This window comes from Stieleria neptunia (assembly GCF_007754155.1).
Taxonomy (GTDB): Bacteria; Planctomycetota; Planctomycetia; order Pirellulales; family Pirellulaceae; genus Stieleria; species Stieleria neptunia.
Genome location: NZ_CP037423.1, coordinates 9,414,207 through 9,429,198 on the forward strand (window position 1 = coordinate 9,414,207; position 14,992 = coordinate 9,429,198).

10 protein-coding genes are annotated in these 14,992 nt (G+C 60.3%); 8 read left to right on the forward strand and 2 right to left on the reverse strand.

Going from position 1 to position 14,992, the window contains the following annotated elements:
• The first annotated feature begins 2 nt into the window (after nt 1-2).
• From Enr13x_RS32870 to xylA, 3 genes are all read left to right on the forward strand, one after another.
• Nucleotides 3-2,645 (forward strand): secretin N-terminal domain-containing protein, encoded by a 2,643-nt coding sequence (locus tag Enr13x_RS32870; protein ID WP_231743921.1) that lies wholly within the window; start codon nt 3-5, stop codon nt 2,643-2,645.
• Entirely contained in the window at nt 2,645-4,570 is a 1,926-nt protein-coding gene (locus tag Enr13x_RS32875) for a proprotein convertase P-domain-containing protein (protein ID WP_145391111.1), read from the forward strand. The genes Enr13x_RS32870 and Enr13x_RS32875 overlap by 1 nt, the downstream gene beginning before the upstream one ends.
• Before the next feature lie 382 nt (nt 4,571-4,952).
• On the forward strand, nt 4,953-6,272 hold the full coding sequence (gene xylA / locus Enr13x_RS32880; protein ID WP_145391112.1) for a xylose isomerase: 1,320 nt from the start codon (nt 4,953-4,955) through the stop codon (nt 6,270-6,272).
• A gap of 98 nt (nt 6,273-6,370) precedes the next feature.
• Here xylA and Enr13x_RS32885 read toward each other — a convergent pair whose 3' ends face one another.
• Nucleotides 6,371-7,351 carry an ROK family protein gene (locus Enr13x_RS32885; protein WP_145391113.1) on the reverse strand — a complete coding sequence of 327 codons (981 nt, stop codon included), beginning with the start codon at nt 7,349-7,351 and terminating at the stop codon, nt 6,371-6,373.
• Between the two features lie 200 nt (nt 7,352-7,551).
• Between Enr13x_RS32885 and Enr13x_RS32890 the strand changes: the two genes are divergently transcribed.
• The 5 genes from Enr13x_RS32890 (at nt 7,552) to Enr13x_RS32910 (ending at nt 13,700) form a co-directional block, all read left to right on the forward strand.
• On the forward strand, nt 7,552-8,151 hold the full coding sequence (locus tag Enr13x_RS32890) for an RNA polymerase sigma factor (protein WP_145391114.1): 600 nt from the start codon (nt 7,552-7,554) through the stop codon (nt 8,149-8,151).
• 68 nt (nt 8,152-8,219) lie between these two features.
• Nucleotides 8,220-8,849: a hypothetical protein gene (locus Enr13x_RS32895; RefSeq protein ID WP_145391115.1), complete on the forward strand. Its 630-nt coding sequence runs from the start codon at nt 8,220-8,222 to the stop codon at nt 8,847-8,849.
• Complete coding sequence (locus Enr13x_RS32900) at nt 8,842-9,459, forward strand: hypothetical protein (RefSeq protein WP_145391116.1); 618 nt, start codon at nt 8,842-8,844, stop codon at nt 9,457-9,459. The genes Enr13x_RS32895 and Enr13x_RS32900 overlap by 8 nt, the downstream gene beginning before the upstream one ends.
• Nucleotides 9,460-9,505: 46 nt before the next feature.
• Nucleotides 9,506-12,349: a DUF1549 and DUF1553 domain-containing protein gene (locus Enr13x_RS32905; RefSeq protein ID WP_197455526.1), complete on the forward strand. Its 2,844-nt coding sequence runs from the start codon at nt 9,506-9,508 to the stop codon at nt 12,347-12,349.
• A gap of 46 nt (nt 12,350-12,395) precedes the next feature.
• Entirely contained in the window at nt 12,396-13,700 is a 1,305-nt protein-coding gene (locus Enr13x_RS32910; RefSeq protein WP_145391117.1) for a DUF1501 domain-containing protein, read from the forward strand.
• 315 nt (nt 13,701-14,015) lie between these two features.
• On the opposite strand, the gene Enr13x_RS32915 is transcribed toward Enr13x_RS32910, so the two are convergent.
• Entirely contained in the window at nt 14,016-14,720 is a 705-nt protein-coding gene (locus tag Enr13x_RS32915; protein ID WP_145391118.1) for a hypothetical protein, read from the reverse strand.
• Between the last annotated feature and the right edge of the window lie 272 nt (nt 14,721-14,992).

Sequence of the window (14,992 nt, forward strand, 5' to 3'; positions counted from 1 at the left end):
GAATGAATCGATCACGGCATGCCCGCTTGCTCCTCCCGGGCCCACGCGTCTTTCGCTTCGTCATGGCCGGTTTGCTGGCCGGCCCGCTTACCTCGATGGCTCGGCTGCCCGCCCAGCAGCCGCCGGCAGCACAACCGCCTCTGGCGGAAACAGAACCGGAGACCGATCGGCAGCCGAGCTCGGTCGACACCCCAGAGCCGGAAGTCCGATTCGCGTTCACGGGTGTTCCCTGGCGGGAAGTGATTGACTGGATCGCCGAAGAAGCCAACCTGGCCCTGCACATCGATGGTGTTCCCGCCGGCAGCTTCACCTACAGCGACCCCTCTTCGTTCACACATCAGCAGGCGATCGATCGCATCAACCTGTTCCTGCTGCCACAGGGTTACACCCTGGTGCGAAGCGGAAATCTGCTCTCGGTGATCAACCTCAGCGACCCACGCAGTCTTCAACAGCTCGACGCGTTGGCCGAATTAATTCGCGCCGAGGAGTTGCCCGAACGAACCAACCATGACGTCGTCAAATGCCTGTTCCCGCTCGGCGCCCTTTCGGCCGAAGAGGCGGTGGAAGAACTGGGCGCGATCAAGTTGATGATGACACCGGCGGTTTTCAAAAAGACCAATCAGTTGATGGTCACCGACACGGTCGCCAAGCTGAAGAACGTCAAAGCCATCCTGGACTCCTTTGAACCCTCCAAGCTGGACAACGGCACGATCGTCAAAAGTTTTCCGCTGCAGTACGCCGAAGCGGAGGACGTCTTGTTGGTCGCCCGCCCCCACCTGGGGCTGGCCACCGGCGAAATGATCGGAATCGACGTCAGCCTGTCGGCGGATCTGGAAGGCAAGAACATCTTCGTGACCGGCATCGAAGACAAAGTCAAACTGATCGAAAAGCTGGTCGAATCGATCGACGTTCCGACGCCTTCGCTAACCGATGGGGAGACGAATGCAAAGTTCCAAACGCATGTCGTCGCCGGCGGCAATGTCGACCTGGCCTATGACGTGTTGCAAACCCTGCTGGCCGGCAAGGATGTCCGCATCTCCAAGGATGACACCGCCGGAACCATCGTCGCGCTGGCGCCCCCATCGATTCAAGAAGAGATCGCGATGACGGTCGAGCAGATGGCCGCCGATGAAGCCCAATTCGAAGTCATCCAGCTCAAGTCCGTCGATCCCTACGTGGCAATCGCCCTGATCGAACAAATGCTCGACCTGACACTGGAATTCGACAGCGGCGATCGAAGAGACCGAGATCGGGATCGAGACGAAAAGCCCCTGCCGCCGCCAAAAATCGACGCCGACCCCGAAAACCGACGCCTGTTCGTTCGTGGCCGCCCCGCGCAGATCGCCGAAATCAAACAGATCGTCGAAGGCATCGATCAAAAGCAGAACGCGACGGCGTCCAACGAAAGCATTCGACTGCTCCCCCTGACCGGCGATCACGCCAAACAATCGCTGGTGCTGGCGGCCCGATTCTGGAGACTGCCCAACCCGATCGTGTTCTTTGAATCGGATGAATCGATGGACAGTGCGCGGCGGGAACGCGTGGCCTTCGATTCCGACGACCCATCAGCGGACCAGCGCGACGACTTTTTGGATGCCCTGGAAAGCAAAACGCCCGCCCAGTTCGTGTCGGTGTCCGACCGTGGTCGACTGCTGCAGACCCCATCACCGGACGTCACCAAGGCGGCGATCGAATGCCAACTGACGACGCGGGGTCTGTTGATCCAGTGCGACGACATCGACGTTTTGAACCAGTTCCAAGATCACCTGGAAACCCTCGCCGGACCGGGTACATCCATCCCCGCCGAGCCGGTCGTGTTCTACCTCAAATTCACCCGCCCCGAAGATGCCATTCGGATGCTGGCCGAATTGCTCGATGGCGGCCAGGCCGTTGCCAGCAGCAGCGACACGCTGGTCAACGCATCGATCTCCTCCCCCAGCAGTTCCTTTCTGGGCAGCCTGGTCACCAACCGCGAAGGCACGATGACCTTGATCGCTGGGACCGCAACGGTGGTCGCGGATTCACGACTGAATCGGTTGATCGTTCAAGGCACCGTGGACGATGTCGAGCTGATCGAAAACTACCTGCAAATCATCGAAAAAGACAGCAGCATCACCTCGATCGAAACCTACGGCACGTCTCACATCATCGAGTTGGAAAACTCGAAAGCGGTGGAGGTCGAAGCGGCGATCCGGCAAGCATTCGCCGGACGGGTCGCAGCGGCCACCGGCGCACCCGGTGCCCCCGGCGGCGGTGCGTCACGAGCCGACGTGGCTCGCAATGAACAGCAGGAATCCGGCAAAGACAAAAAGTCCGATGGCAAAAACCAGGCCCCCAAACCCGCGGCACAACAGGCTCGCGACTTGGAGCCGAAGATGACTCTGGCCGTTCACGAGCCCAGCAATTCACTGATCGTGACCGCACCGGATCCGCTGTTCAAAGATGTCGAAGCGTTGGTCAAGACGATCGATGTCCGCGGCGAACAAATGATCCAGGTCATCACGCCGAGCAACAGCGAAGTGCTGGAAACCGTGCTGCAAGAGATTTTCTTGGGCCAGTCCGACGGCCGGTCCCGATCGAGTTCGCGAACGTCAACACGGACGACGTCTTCCCGCTCGCCCTACCCGGCCAACGGTAAAAAATAATGCTTCGTCAACTTTTCCACTTAGGGTGCCGCGGAAACGCCGGTTCACGCCTGCTCGCGTGCACGGTGTGGTTGGCCGTGTCGATCGCCGCTCAAGGCCTCGCGACCACCACCGCACTCGCCCAATCCGGCCTTCGGGAATCCCTGGACCTGCTCGACCGCAACGAGAACGGGTACATCGATCCCGACGAGATCACAACCCTCTCCAGGCCTTACCTGGAACGAATCGCCGAAGCCCGACGGATGTCCCTGGACCGTCCCAATCGAATCGAAAACTGGCAGGAAGCCGCTCGCATTTACCACGCGCTGAAAAATGGCGTTGCGGGCGAACGGGTCCGTGCCAGCGACGATCGGGCGGTCAAAAGCTTTCGGCCGCAAGACGAAGATCCGGTGGTCCCCGAGTTCGGTCTGCCGCAAGTCAAGTATCCCTATCAACATCAGGACCTTGAAGAAGCCGACGAAACGCTGGACCGCTACGACCGCAACCGCGACGGTTACCTGAACCGTTACGAAGCCTCCCGCGCCCGCTGGACGCACCGCGATCCCTTCAGCATGGACCTGAACAACGACGATCAACTCAGCCGGCTCGAACTCGCCCAACGGTACGCGCGGCGGCGAATGTTGAGCAACGATTCCAGCGAGCTGATCCAACAACGGCGGCGCACCGGCAGCGGCGTTCGCCCCAGCGAAAAAGAAAGCAATGACGACCGTCGGCGACGTGAACGGTCCGAATGGTGGAGAACCGGCGGCGACCGCTTTTGGCTGACCGCTGCCGTGCTGGGACGCTTTGACGACAATCGCAACGGCCGGCTGGAGATGGAAGAGACGGTCGAACTCGGTATCCCCGCCGGCGCCGTCGACGCCGATCAAAACGGCGAACTGTCCCGCGACGAATTGTTCGCCTACTTCAGCAACCTGCAGGATCAAACCGGCGATCAAGTCGAAGGCCTGCCCGGATGGTTCTACGAATTAGATCTCAACCGCGACAAACAGGTTGACCTGACCGAGTTCGCGACCGAATTGACCGACGCCCGGGTCGCGGAGTTTGTCGCGTTGGACACCAATCAAGACGGTTTGCTGGCAGCTCAGGAAGTGATGGCGTCCAAGTCGATGATGGGCGGCGTGTTCGAAAACACGGACGCCGAAATTTTGCCACCCAAGAAAACCATCGTTTCTGAAATCGACATCACCGAAAACTTCCTGATCGCCGACCTGAACCTGCAACTGTCGCTGACGCACACCAACGTTTCCAGCCTGGACGGCTACCTGACGGGGCCCGACGGGACGCGGATCGAATTGTTCACCGAAATCGGCGGACGCGACGATCACTTCGATCGTACCGTCTTCGACGACCAGGCATCGACGCCGATCGTCAAGGCCCGCCCGCCCTTCGAAGGCTCCTTCCAACCGGAAGGCTTGACCAAACGACAGCCTAGCCTGAACGCCTTCAACGGCAAGACGATTCACGGCGTTTGGCAGCTGACCATCCGCTGTTCCCGTAGCGATCGCTTCGGCATGTTGCACCGCTGGTCGCTGATCGCACGCCCGGACGAAGAATCACTGCTCAATCGTCCCGAACTGCCCGATGCGAGCCCCACGTCCCTGACCGGCGAAGCGTCCGATCCGGATCTCACGTCATCGGCGTCAGCGTTCCAGACGGATTCGCAAACAACCGCCTCCTCCGCCTCCGAATTCTCCAAACAGGGCTTTTCGATCGGCAAGGAGTTTGGAAAGAAAGCCGACGCCGATTTCTGGACGCCCGAGCGGAAAGCCGAGTACGCCCAAAAGCTCCGCAAGCCGTCGTCGGAGGAGTGGCAAACGATGAGCGAGGAGGATAAACGCAAGTTCATGGCCACCCGTACCGAAGCGATCAAACAATACAAGGACGCACTCAACCAGCGGAGCGGCGCAGCGAAAGATCGCTAACCCCAGCGGGCAACGCTGTTGATTGAGTGAGCCGCGACGCGTAAGCGGCCGGGCATTTCGGCGCCCGCCCGAGGCCTGACGGCCAGCGGCTCACCATTGACTCCGCAGATCCCGATTCGATCGACATGCTGGTCAGCGACCGGCACGTGTTGCCTCCGCCACTGGCTCACGCCACGTGCTGACATCCGCCACCCCACTGGCTCACGCCGCGTGCTAAAATGCCGGCCTGGATTGAGATCCTTTCCCGACCGGTTGAGCCTGTGCACCAACTTCCCGGCTTATCGGCTTGTTTGCAGGCGTCAAGGTTCCAAAACTGGGCGTTTCTTATTCCCGATCGTTCCCTGACGATTCTTTCCTAACACCCCACTTCCCCCTCAACGTCATGCCAGCGTTTCCCGACATCTCGACCGTCCAATACGAAGGCCCCCAGAGCGACAACCCTCTCGCGTTTCGTTGGTACAACCCCGAAGAAGTCGTCGAAGGCAAGACGATGAAGGACCACTTCCGGTTCTCGATCGTTTACTGGCACACGTTCCGGGGCACCGGCAGCGACCCGTTCGGCCCCGGCACCGCAGTCCGTCCCTGGGACGACGGCACCGAGTCGGTCGAAAACGCTCAGAACCGGGCGCGGGTGGCATTCGAATTGTTCGAGAAACTGCAGGCCCCCTACTATGCATTTCACGACCGCGATGTCGCCCCCGAAGGCGCCTCGCTGTCGGAGACCAATGCGAACTTTGATGCGGTCGCCGATGTGCTCGAGGAAGAGCAGCAACGCAGCGGCGTGAAGTTGCTGTGGGGCACCGCGAACATGTTTTCCAATCCCCGCTTCATGCACGGTGCGGCGACGACCTGCAACGCCGACGTGTTCGCCTACGCCGCGGCCCAAGTCAAGAAAGCGATGGACGTCACCCATCGACTCGGTGGCGAAAACTACGTGTTCTGGGGCGGGCGCGAAGGTTACCAAAACCTTTACAACACCGACATGAAGCGCGAACTGGACCATCTGGCCAAGTTCTTTCACATGGCCGTCGACTACGCCAAAGAAATCGGCTTCACGGGACAATTCCTGATCGAGCCGAAACCGAAAGAGCCGACCAAGCATCAATACGACAGCGATGCGGCCGCCTGCATGAACTTCCTGCGGGCCTATGACCTGACCGACCACTTCAAGCTGAACCTGGAAACCAACCACGCGACGCTGGCCGGCCACACGATGATGCACGAAATCGATTACACCGGCGCCCAAGGCGCATTGGGCAGCATCGATGCAAACACCGGCGACCTGCTACTCGGCTGGGACACCGACCAGTTCGCCACCGATTACTACCTGACGACCCAGATGATGTACTACATCCTCAAACACGGCGGGCTCGGTAGCGGCGGCGTGAACTTTGACGCCAAAGTCCGTCGCGAATCGTTCGAACCGATCGATCTGTTCTACGCCCACGTCGGCTCCATGGACGCCTACGCCAAGGGGCTCAAGATCGCCGCGGCCATCCGCGCCGACAATGCACTGGAAGGATTCATCAGCGAGCGTTACAGCAGTTTCGACAGCGGGATCGGGGCCAAGATCGAAGCCGGCGAAGTCTCCTTCGCCGACCTGGAAGCCTACATGCTGGAAAAAGGCGACGCCGCGCCGAACGTCAGTGGACGCCAAGAATTGCTCGAAAGCGTCGTCAACCGCTACATCGATCGCGTCTAGGTTTGAGAGTTTTAGGTTTGAGAGTTTCAGGTTCCAACCTTAGCTGGAACTCGGGTATTGAACCTGCGTTTCAAAACTTGAAACTTGAAACTTGAAACCTATTCCCCAACCTTCCGCCGAGCCCAGGCGGCGGCGCCTTTCACTCCGGCGTCGTCGCCCAGTTTTGCGGCGACGACTTTGAAGCGGTCCTTGTAGACGCTCATCACGCTCTTGCGCGCCGTCTTGGCGACCGTGCCGACGATCAGCTCTTCCATCGCCTCGACCATTCCCCCACCGAGCACGATGGTGTCGGGGCAGAGCAGATGGATGATGTTGACGACGGAGATGCCGATCGACTCGGACGCCTCTTCGACCAGCCGCCGGACGACCTTGTCACCCGATTCGATGGCGTCGGCTAACGCGCCGCTGCGGATATCGGACAGATCGGTGCCCACGTTTTTGGCCAGGGCCGGCGCGTCGCCGCGGAACGCCGCCTTGGCCGCTTCGGCGGCGATCGACAATCGACTCGCCTCGGCTTCCAACGTCCCCGGCAATTCGTAGCCGCTGCTGCGGGTGCCGCTGCTGATCCGCGTGTGACCGATCTCCATGCAGCTAACCCCCGCGCCCTGCAAGATCGTACCCTCGTACACGCACGCGCCGCCGACGCCGGTGCCGGGAAAAATCCCCACGGCACAACGTGACCCGGTCGCGGCCCCAAACTGATACTCGCCGTACAAGCCGGCATCGACATCGTTGAGCACGACCACGGGACAATCAAACTTCTTGTGCAGGAACTGCTCAATGTCGACGTCGTCCCAGCCCAAGTTGGGTGTCGTCAGAATCCGGCCCTTGTCCAGATCAATCGGCCCGGGACACCCGATCCCGATCCCCCGAATCCGCTTGCCATTTAAATCGTTTTCATCGATCAAACGCTCGATCGTCGATCCGATCCGGGCGATGCCGCTATCGCTGCCGTCACGACCTCGCGTTTTGCGGCGGCGGCGGCCCAACGCATTCCACCCGTCGTCGTAGGCGATCGCCAGCATTTTGGTGCCGCCAAGGTCAAATCCGATCCAGATGTCGTTTGATTTCTCTGCCATGATCTCTCCAGCATGTCTCTCTACGTTCGGCTAAGCTACATCTTCCCACCACGCAACGGATCGCGTTAGTAGGGCGAGCGAATTTTCTTTCCGGCATCGACCGATTTGGTGCGAATTCGCCGAGAAAAAATCAAAATCCTGTCGAATCCATGAAATAAATCGACAGCGGTGCGCAATGAAAGTCGCGGCAAGCGCAGAACATGAGCAACCTTCCCGCCGACGATGGCGCCCCCTCCCCCGAACCCGCGCCCGACGCATCGGGCGGCCCGCAGCCCGGTGACGGTGCGACCGAGGGGGGGAATCAAAACGTCTGGCGTGAGGTGTTCAGGGAAGCCGAATCGGGGTTGCGACGCTTCCTCGCCGGAAAGCTGCCGCAAGCGGCCGACGTCGAAGACTGCCTGCAGTCTGTGATGGTCGCGATGCTCAGCAACGAATCCAAGATCCCCCACGCGGCCCGACGAGCTTGGTTGTATCGGGTGGCCGCCAACGAAGCCGCCCGGTGGTGGCGAAACAAATCGACGACCGACCGAGTGCTGGAAAAGCACGCCCATGCGAGCTTTCGCATCGACACCGAACCCCCATCCGATCTTGAGACCCAAGAGACCCTGCGACACGTTCATCAAGCGATCGAAAAACTACCCCAACACACTCAGCAAGTGATCCGTTTGCGGCTTGCCGAAGGCATGACCTTTCAAGCCATCGCCGATCGACTCGACCAACCCCTGGGAACCGTCCTGACACGCATGCGTCGCGCGATGCAGCACTTGCGAAACGAACTTGATGACGATGCCGCCCGTTGATTCCAACCGTTCCATTGACCACGCAGTTCCCTTGACCCTCGCAGCCCTGACTTCAAAGGGCATCCCCCATGACATCCGACACTGCCCCCTCCCCGCATGATCCCCTGCTGCGTCAACGCTGCGCGGATTACCTGTTGGGTGAGATGACGCCGCAACAAGCCGCCCGCTTCGAATCCGAATTGGATTCCCCCGCCGTCGCCCAAGCCCTGATCCGAGAAAGCGAACTCCTGTGCCGCATCGCCCACGCTCAAGTCGATGCAACCGGGGACACGACGAGCGACATCGTCGGCCCTGCCCCACGATCGCTTCCACTTCCCTCCCCCGCCACTGCACACGGGACCGCGACACTGCAACGAATCACCATCGTGATCGCGGCGTTGGCGGCAACCGTTTTGGTGATTTCCCTCGCTTCGATGCATCTCCGCGGAAATCAAATCAATCGCAGTGCGACGGCGTTGAATCTGGAACCGGCATCGCCCACCACTTCGTTCGAGTTTGAACTGGCCAAAACCTGGGTCCAGCCGGCCGTCGACTGGGACACGGCCGGTTGGTCAGCCGACGTGGAGGCATCATCGGATCCAATCGAAGAGGACAGCCTGCTGGCCGAGTTCGGCGAAGCGGTCAATGACGAAACCTTTGCTTGGATGGTGGTCGCCCTCGAAGCCGCCATCGGTGAGGAAGACCGCAACGATGGTTAGACCACTTTCATCCCTGTCCGCGCTGGGTCTGCTCGGCGTTCTTTGCATCGCCTTCTCCGCCGGCAGCGGGCACGTCGTCGCCGCCGATGGCCCTTCCCTATCGAAGGCCGCGAAAAAGGCGCCGCCACGCAAACTGGATCAAGAACAAGAACGTGGCGTGTTGCAGATGGTCCATGACCACCTGCCCGAAATCAAAGTCTTGCTCGATCAACTGCGTGAAAAAGAGCCCCGGCAATATGACGCCGCCATCATGAACCTGGCCAAGTCCTCGCGGCGGTTGCAAGCGGCCAAGAAACGCGGTGAAGCCGCCTTTGAACTGGAAGTCCAAGTCGTCCAAGCACAATCTGCGATCAACCTGTTGGTCGCAAAACTAAAAGTCCGTGACAACAAGGCCGATCGAGCGGCGTTGCGAGACGCGACCAAACGGTTGGAACTGGCCGAATTGGCGCGTGCCAAACACGACGTCGATCAAATGCGATCGCGGCTGGACAAGCTTCACCAACAACTCCAAGCCGCCGAGCAACGACTCGGTGAAAAACAGTCCCAACGGGACAAGAACATTGAACGGGCCTTCCAAATCTATTTGCGAAAGTCCGGTCGAAAAGAGTAACCCACTACCTCTCCCCACCCCTCTCCCACCGACTGACCTGAATCTTATGAAACAGCTTTCAACACGCCTGTTTGTTTGCTGCCTCGCAGCCGCCGCGATTCCCGTGGCCGGGTTTCGCGTCGCGTTGGCGGAGCCGATTGCGCCCGTTCGTTCCGACCAGGCCGCTGAGGCCACTGCGATCCCGGCGGCTTCGATCCAGTCCCGTTTCTCTGACGAGGATATCGACGAAGTCCCCGATTTCCAAAAACACGTGATGCCCTTGCTGGGGCGACTGGGATGCAACGGTCGAGCCTGTCACGGTTCGTTCCAAGGTCGCGGCGATTTTCAGTTGTCGTTGTTCGGCTACGACTTCTCCGGGGACCACGACGCGTTGATGGCCGAAAACACCGGTCGCGTCGATGTCGATGATGTGGAAGAAAGTCTGATCCTCGCCAAACCGACCGACGCCGACATGCACGAAGGCGGCAAGCGTTTTGAAAAAGGCCAGTGGCAATACCGCGTGCTGCGGAACTGGATCGCCGACGGTGCACGGTTCGACAAAGAATCCTTTCAGGCACTCAAGAAGCTGCAAATCGAACCGTCGGAAATCCGTTTTGGCGACACCGCAGAAACCGTCCAGCTGACCGCCATCGCCCACTGGGCCGATGGAACCGTCGAAGACGTCACCGCGCTGTGCCGTTTCAGCAGCAATGACGATTCGATCGCGGCGATCGACGCCGACGGCAACCTCCAATCCGGCGACGCCGGCGATACCCACGTCGTCGTCTACTATGACAACGCGGTTGTGCCGGTCCCGGTCTTGCGTCCGATTTCTTCACCGACGGTCGACACCACCCAGTCGATCGCCCAGCGTGAACCGACCCAACCGATCGATGTGCTCGTCAAGCAAAAACTGGACAAACTCGGGATTGTTGCGTCGGACCTCTGCACCGACGCCGAGTTCGTCCGCCGGGCGGCGTTGGACATCACCGGCGTCCTGCCTTCGGGAGAACGCGTCGAAGCCTTCCTGGCCGACGACGCGGCCGATAAACGCCAGCGATTGGTCGAGGAATTGTTGCAATCGCCGGCCTATGGCGCCTGGTGGGCCACTCGGATGAGTGACTGGACGGGCAACAACGCCGAACAACTGAACAATGTCCTGCCGATCCAAAACATCGGCACCAAACTGTGGTTCAGCTGGCTGCGAAAACGTCTTCAAGACAACATGCCCTATGATGAAATCATCGAAGGCATCGTCAACGCCGAATCGCTCGAAGAGGGCGAAAGCTACCTCGAGTACTGCCGCGAAATGACCGAAATCTGCGGCGGCGATTTCGACCGATACGCCGAGCGCGAAAACATGCCGTTGTTTTGGGCACGCCGCAACTTTCAAAAACCCGAAGACCGAGCGATCGGATTCGCCTACACCTTCTTGGGCGTTCGGATCGAGTGCGCCCAATGCCACAAACACCCCTTCGATCAGTGGTCCAAGCAAGACTTCGACGACTTCTCGACACTGTTCGGCGTGGTCCGAGCCGGCAACGCCAACCAAGTCTCGCCCGATTCCAAACAGGCTCGCGAGGAGTTGATGGAAAAACTGACCGGGGGCGAAAAACTAAAAGGGGGCGACTTGCGTCGCAAAATTCAACAGGCCGCCCGATCCGGTGAAGTCGTCCCATTCGGCGAACTGTATATCACCGCCCGAGGCCTGACGGACGCTCAAAAGAAACAACGTGCCAATGCCAAGAAAAAAGGGCGCAAGCTGCCGCCGGTTCGTGTTGCGACCGGAAAGATCCTCGGCGTCGAGCAAGCCGTTGAACTCGACGAAGACCCGCGGCCGGCGCTGATGCAATGGTTGCGCGACGAATCCAATCCGTACTTCGCCAAAGCGATCGTCAATCGCGTCTGGAGCAACTACTTTGGCATCGGCATCGTGGATCCGACCGACGACATGAACCTGGCCAATCCGCCCAGTAACGCCGCCCTGTTGGATCACCTGGCGAGCGAATTCATCGCCCACGATTTCGATCTGAAATGGTTGCATCGCGAGATCGTCACCAGCGACACCTACCAGCGCAGTTCCGCGACCAATTCCACCAACGCCGCCGACCGCAAAAACTTTTCACACCATCTGCCCCGACGCCTGCCCGCCGAAGTCGTCTACGACATGGTGGTCCTGGCGACCGGGTCGACGCAAAAAGCGGATCAGTTGCGCGGCGAACTGGACCAAATGGCGATCGCCGATGGAAAAGCCCGACGACGCAATGCTTCCGATTTCGCACTCGAAGTCTTCGGCCAATCGATCCGAGAAAGCAATTGCGACTGCGACCGCAGCGACGCGCCGAGCCTGTTGCAATCGATCTACTTGCGAAACGATGCGGAAATGTATGGTCGGATCGCCGCCCGCGACGGCTGGGTCGCCGAAGCCTGCAAGGAACTCGGTATCGCCGCGCCGCGTGCCGGTGCCGACCCACGAGCCGCTGCGGCACAGCGTGCCGCCGATTCGATGCGACGGCAAATGATCGGTCGCATCCGGCAGTTCGCCAAGCTGCCCGAAGCTCGCCGTGAACAAGCCCAAAAGAGGCTGGTCCAGCAATACAACAGCTTGGCCAAGAAGCTTCGCAAGAACTACCACGTGCCACCGTTGGAGGAACTGGTCGCCGACCCGAATGGTTGGACCGAGTTGACGCCTCCGATCGCCACCGAGGGCGCCGACGGGGCGATCGAGTCGGACCGATCACTCGAAAACGTCGTCCGCCAGGCCTACCTGCGAACGCTCAGTCGTTATCCCGACGACGACGAACAACAAATCGCGATCGACTACATCAACGAGTCGGAAAACAAAACCAATGGGATCGAGGGCTTGATGTGGGCACTCGTGAACACCAAAGAATTCATCATCAGCCACTGACCCACCCCGCCACCCAATCCTTCCCATCATTCTCCGGATCCCAAACATGAAACTCCATAAAACCTGTGATGGCGTTCGACGACGCGATGTCCTGAAGATCGGCACCCTGTCGGTCGGCGGCCTGACCTTGGCCGGTTACAACCAACTGGCCGCCGCCGGACAAGTCGCCCCCGGACATGCCGATCGAGCGATCTTCATCGAGCTGCCCGGTGGTCCTTCGCACATGGACACCTTTGACTTGAAACCCGACGCGCCGGACACGCATCGCGGTGCCTTCAAACCGATTTCGACCAACGTCCCCGGCATTCAAATCTCCGAGCACTTGCCCAAATTGGCCCAGTGCATGGACAAGTTCGCCATCCTTCGCGGCGTCAGCCACACCTTGGCCGCACACCGCCTGGGCCGCGAATACGTCAACACCGGCAGCAAACCGATTCCCGCGTTGGAATACCCCAGCTTTGCCGCCGTGATGTCCAAGGAACAACCCGCCGATCCCGATATCCCCAGCGCCGTCGCGGTTCCCAAAGCCAGCCAGGGTGCCGGGTTCCTGGGCATCCGCTATTCGCCGCTGGAAACCAATTCCTCGCCCAGCTTCGGAAAACCCTTCAACGTCCGTGGCATCTCGCTTCCCGGTGGCATCGGCGTCGACGAAGTGAAACGCCGCCAATCGCTGCTGCAAAAACTCGACCGCCGCTTCGCCGCGCTGGAAAAGAACGACCAGCTGCTCGATGGGCTCGATCAGTTCGGCGATCAAGCGTACTCGATGATCACCTCGTCACGCGCCCGATCGGCATTTGACATCAGCCAAGAACCGGAAAGCTTTGCCCGCCAGTTCGGCGAAGACTCGTTCGGCCAAAGCTGCATGCTCGCACTGCGGTTGGTCGAATCGGGTGTGCGGTTCGTCACCGTCCAGCTGGGCGGCTGGGACACGCACACCGATAACTTCACCAAACTCAAGACCCAGAACCTGCCCAAGCTGGATGCCGGCCTGAGCGGTTTGCTGACCGGGCTGGAACAACGCGGACTGCTCGGGTCGACCGCCGTCTACGTGACCGGTGAATTCGGGCGGACCCCCAAGATCAACACCCGATCGGCCGAAGGCGGACGCGACCACTATCCCCGCTGCATGTTCATGCTGATGGCCGGTGGCGGCGTGCGGGGCGGCCAGGTGATCGGAGAAAGCGATGACACCGCCTCCGGGCCCCGCCACGAAGGCATCTCGCCCGATGACGTCGCGGCCAGCTTCTATCACAACCTGGGAATCGACCCCACGTTGGAATACGACAGCACTACCGGGCGTCCGATCACCCTCGTCCGCGACGGCTCGATCCTCCAAGACCTGTTCGCCTAAAAAAACTGTCCGTCTATAAAAAAACAAGCCCGACGTGCGAACACGTCGGGCTTGCGGGTCGGGTGACTGGGCTGCATTGCTCCTCCGTTCAAGATTGCTCTTGAGGAAAGGAGAAGGGCCATGGTGAAGCCCTCCCTGCCTCACCATGGCCCATCAGTGCTGGAACGATGGCACCGATCGTTCCACCCTCCCAATCCATGGTACCTGGAGTATCGGCTAGTCCACCGCGATTCCTGTAGCGGTTTCGCGGCGTCGTCCGATTTTTTTCTTTGTCCAGGTCAGGCGATTTGCTAGCAAGCCGAATCCGGCCTGCGATCATTTCGTGCCGCCGCCGGACCATTCGGCCGGCAGGGGTCCGCAATCGGTCGGCGTCGCCGCACAACCTCCGTTGTCACAGCTGTTGTCGCAGCCGTTGTTGCAGCCGTGCGACTTGCCGTGGATCGACAGATCGATGTGGGGCTTGCACTGGTTTCGGTAGCCATCCCAAACGTGGGTGTTACAGGCGTTGGAGCGCCAGTATTGGTAGAACGTCGACGTCGGCATTTGGGGCGGCATGTAGGGCTGGCAGGCTCCGGGTTGGACAAAGTCACGGTGCTTCAGTCCGGTCAATCGACAGTGTTTGCCACAGCTCGGGGTGCATTGGTGGCAGCACGCCGAGGCCTGAACCGTCCCGGCGGACCCGGCCGGTGCTTGCTGGTCCACGATCGGCTCCGCAATCGGCGGTGCCGGCAAGGCTTCCGAGTCGGCCGGCATCGTCAGCGCTTCGGCGGCCGGCGTGGTGGTCAATTCCGTCGCCTCGGCCACCGCTTGCACGGTTTCGTCGACCAGGGTGGTCGCCGCGTCTTGAATCGGCGCGGGCTGTGACGCGGCAGGCAATGCTGCGGCGGGAGCGTTGTCAAAATTGACGTCGGCCAACAACGCGTCGAAGTCGCTTTTTGCTTGGGCATGCCCGGCCAACGAGAGGGACCCGGCAAGCAGAGCGGTCAGGACCAATCGTCCTAAGGGGTTGCGAGTACGCATGAGAAACATCCATGTGATTGGTGGAGAGGGAGACGAACGACATGTCGCTCGCGGCTCTCGCCGGCGCAGCATCCATGCCTTTGCGGTTCTATCACTGTAAGCTTTCCCGCGCTTCGGCCCGGACGCAAATCGCAAGCGAGAAAACTTTGCCAAACGCCTCCCCCTCGGGCCCTGCAACCGCCTCGACTCGGTCGCCTTCTGCAGCCGTTAAACCAGCAACGGTGCGTCGGCATTGCCGGACCGTCAGAACCCCACCCGGAATACGCGGTGAA

Bases quoted from the DNA above. Each gene is read 5' to 3' on its own strand.
- Enr13x_RS32870 (WP_231743921.1), top strand. From the start codon at position 3: ATGAATCGATCACGGCATGCCCGCTTGCTCCTCCCGGGCCCACGCGTC.
- Enr13x_RS32875 (WP_145391111.1), top strand. From the start codon at position 2,645: ATGCTTCGTCAACTTTTCCACTTAGGGTGCCGCGGAAACGCCGGTTCA.
- xylA (WP_145391112.1), top strand. From the start codon at position 4,953: ATGCCAGCGTTTCCCGACATCTCGACCGTCCAATACGAAGGCCCCCAG.
- Enr13x_RS32885 (WP_145391113.1), bottom strand. From the start codon at position 7,351: ATGGCAGAGAAATCAAACGACATCTGGATCGGATTTGACCTTGGCGGC.
- Enr13x_RS32890 (WP_145391114.1), top strand. From the start codon at position 7,552: ATGAGCAACCTTCCCGCCGACGATGGCGCCCCCTCCCCCGAACCCGCG.
- Enr13x_RS32895 (WP_145391115.1), top strand. From the start codon at position 8,220: ATGACATCCGACACTGCCCCCTCCCCGCATGATCCCCTGCTGCGTCAA.
- Enr13x_RS32900 (WP_145391116.1), top strand. From the start codon at position 8,842: ATGGTTAGACCACTTTCATCCCTGTCCGCGCTGGGTCTGCTCGGCGTT.
- Enr13x_RS32905 (WP_197455526.1), top strand. From the start codon at position 9,506: ATGAAACAGCTTTCAACACGCCTGTTTGTTTGCTGCCTCGCAGCCGCC.
- Enr13x_RS32910 (WP_145391117.1), top strand. From the start codon at position 12,396: ATGAAACTCCATAAAACCTGTGATGGCGTTCGACGACGCGATGTCCTG.
- Enr13x_RS32915 (WP_145391118.1), bottom strand. From the start codon at position 14,720: ATGCGTACTCGCAACCCCTTAGGACGATTGGTCCTGACCGCTCTGCTT.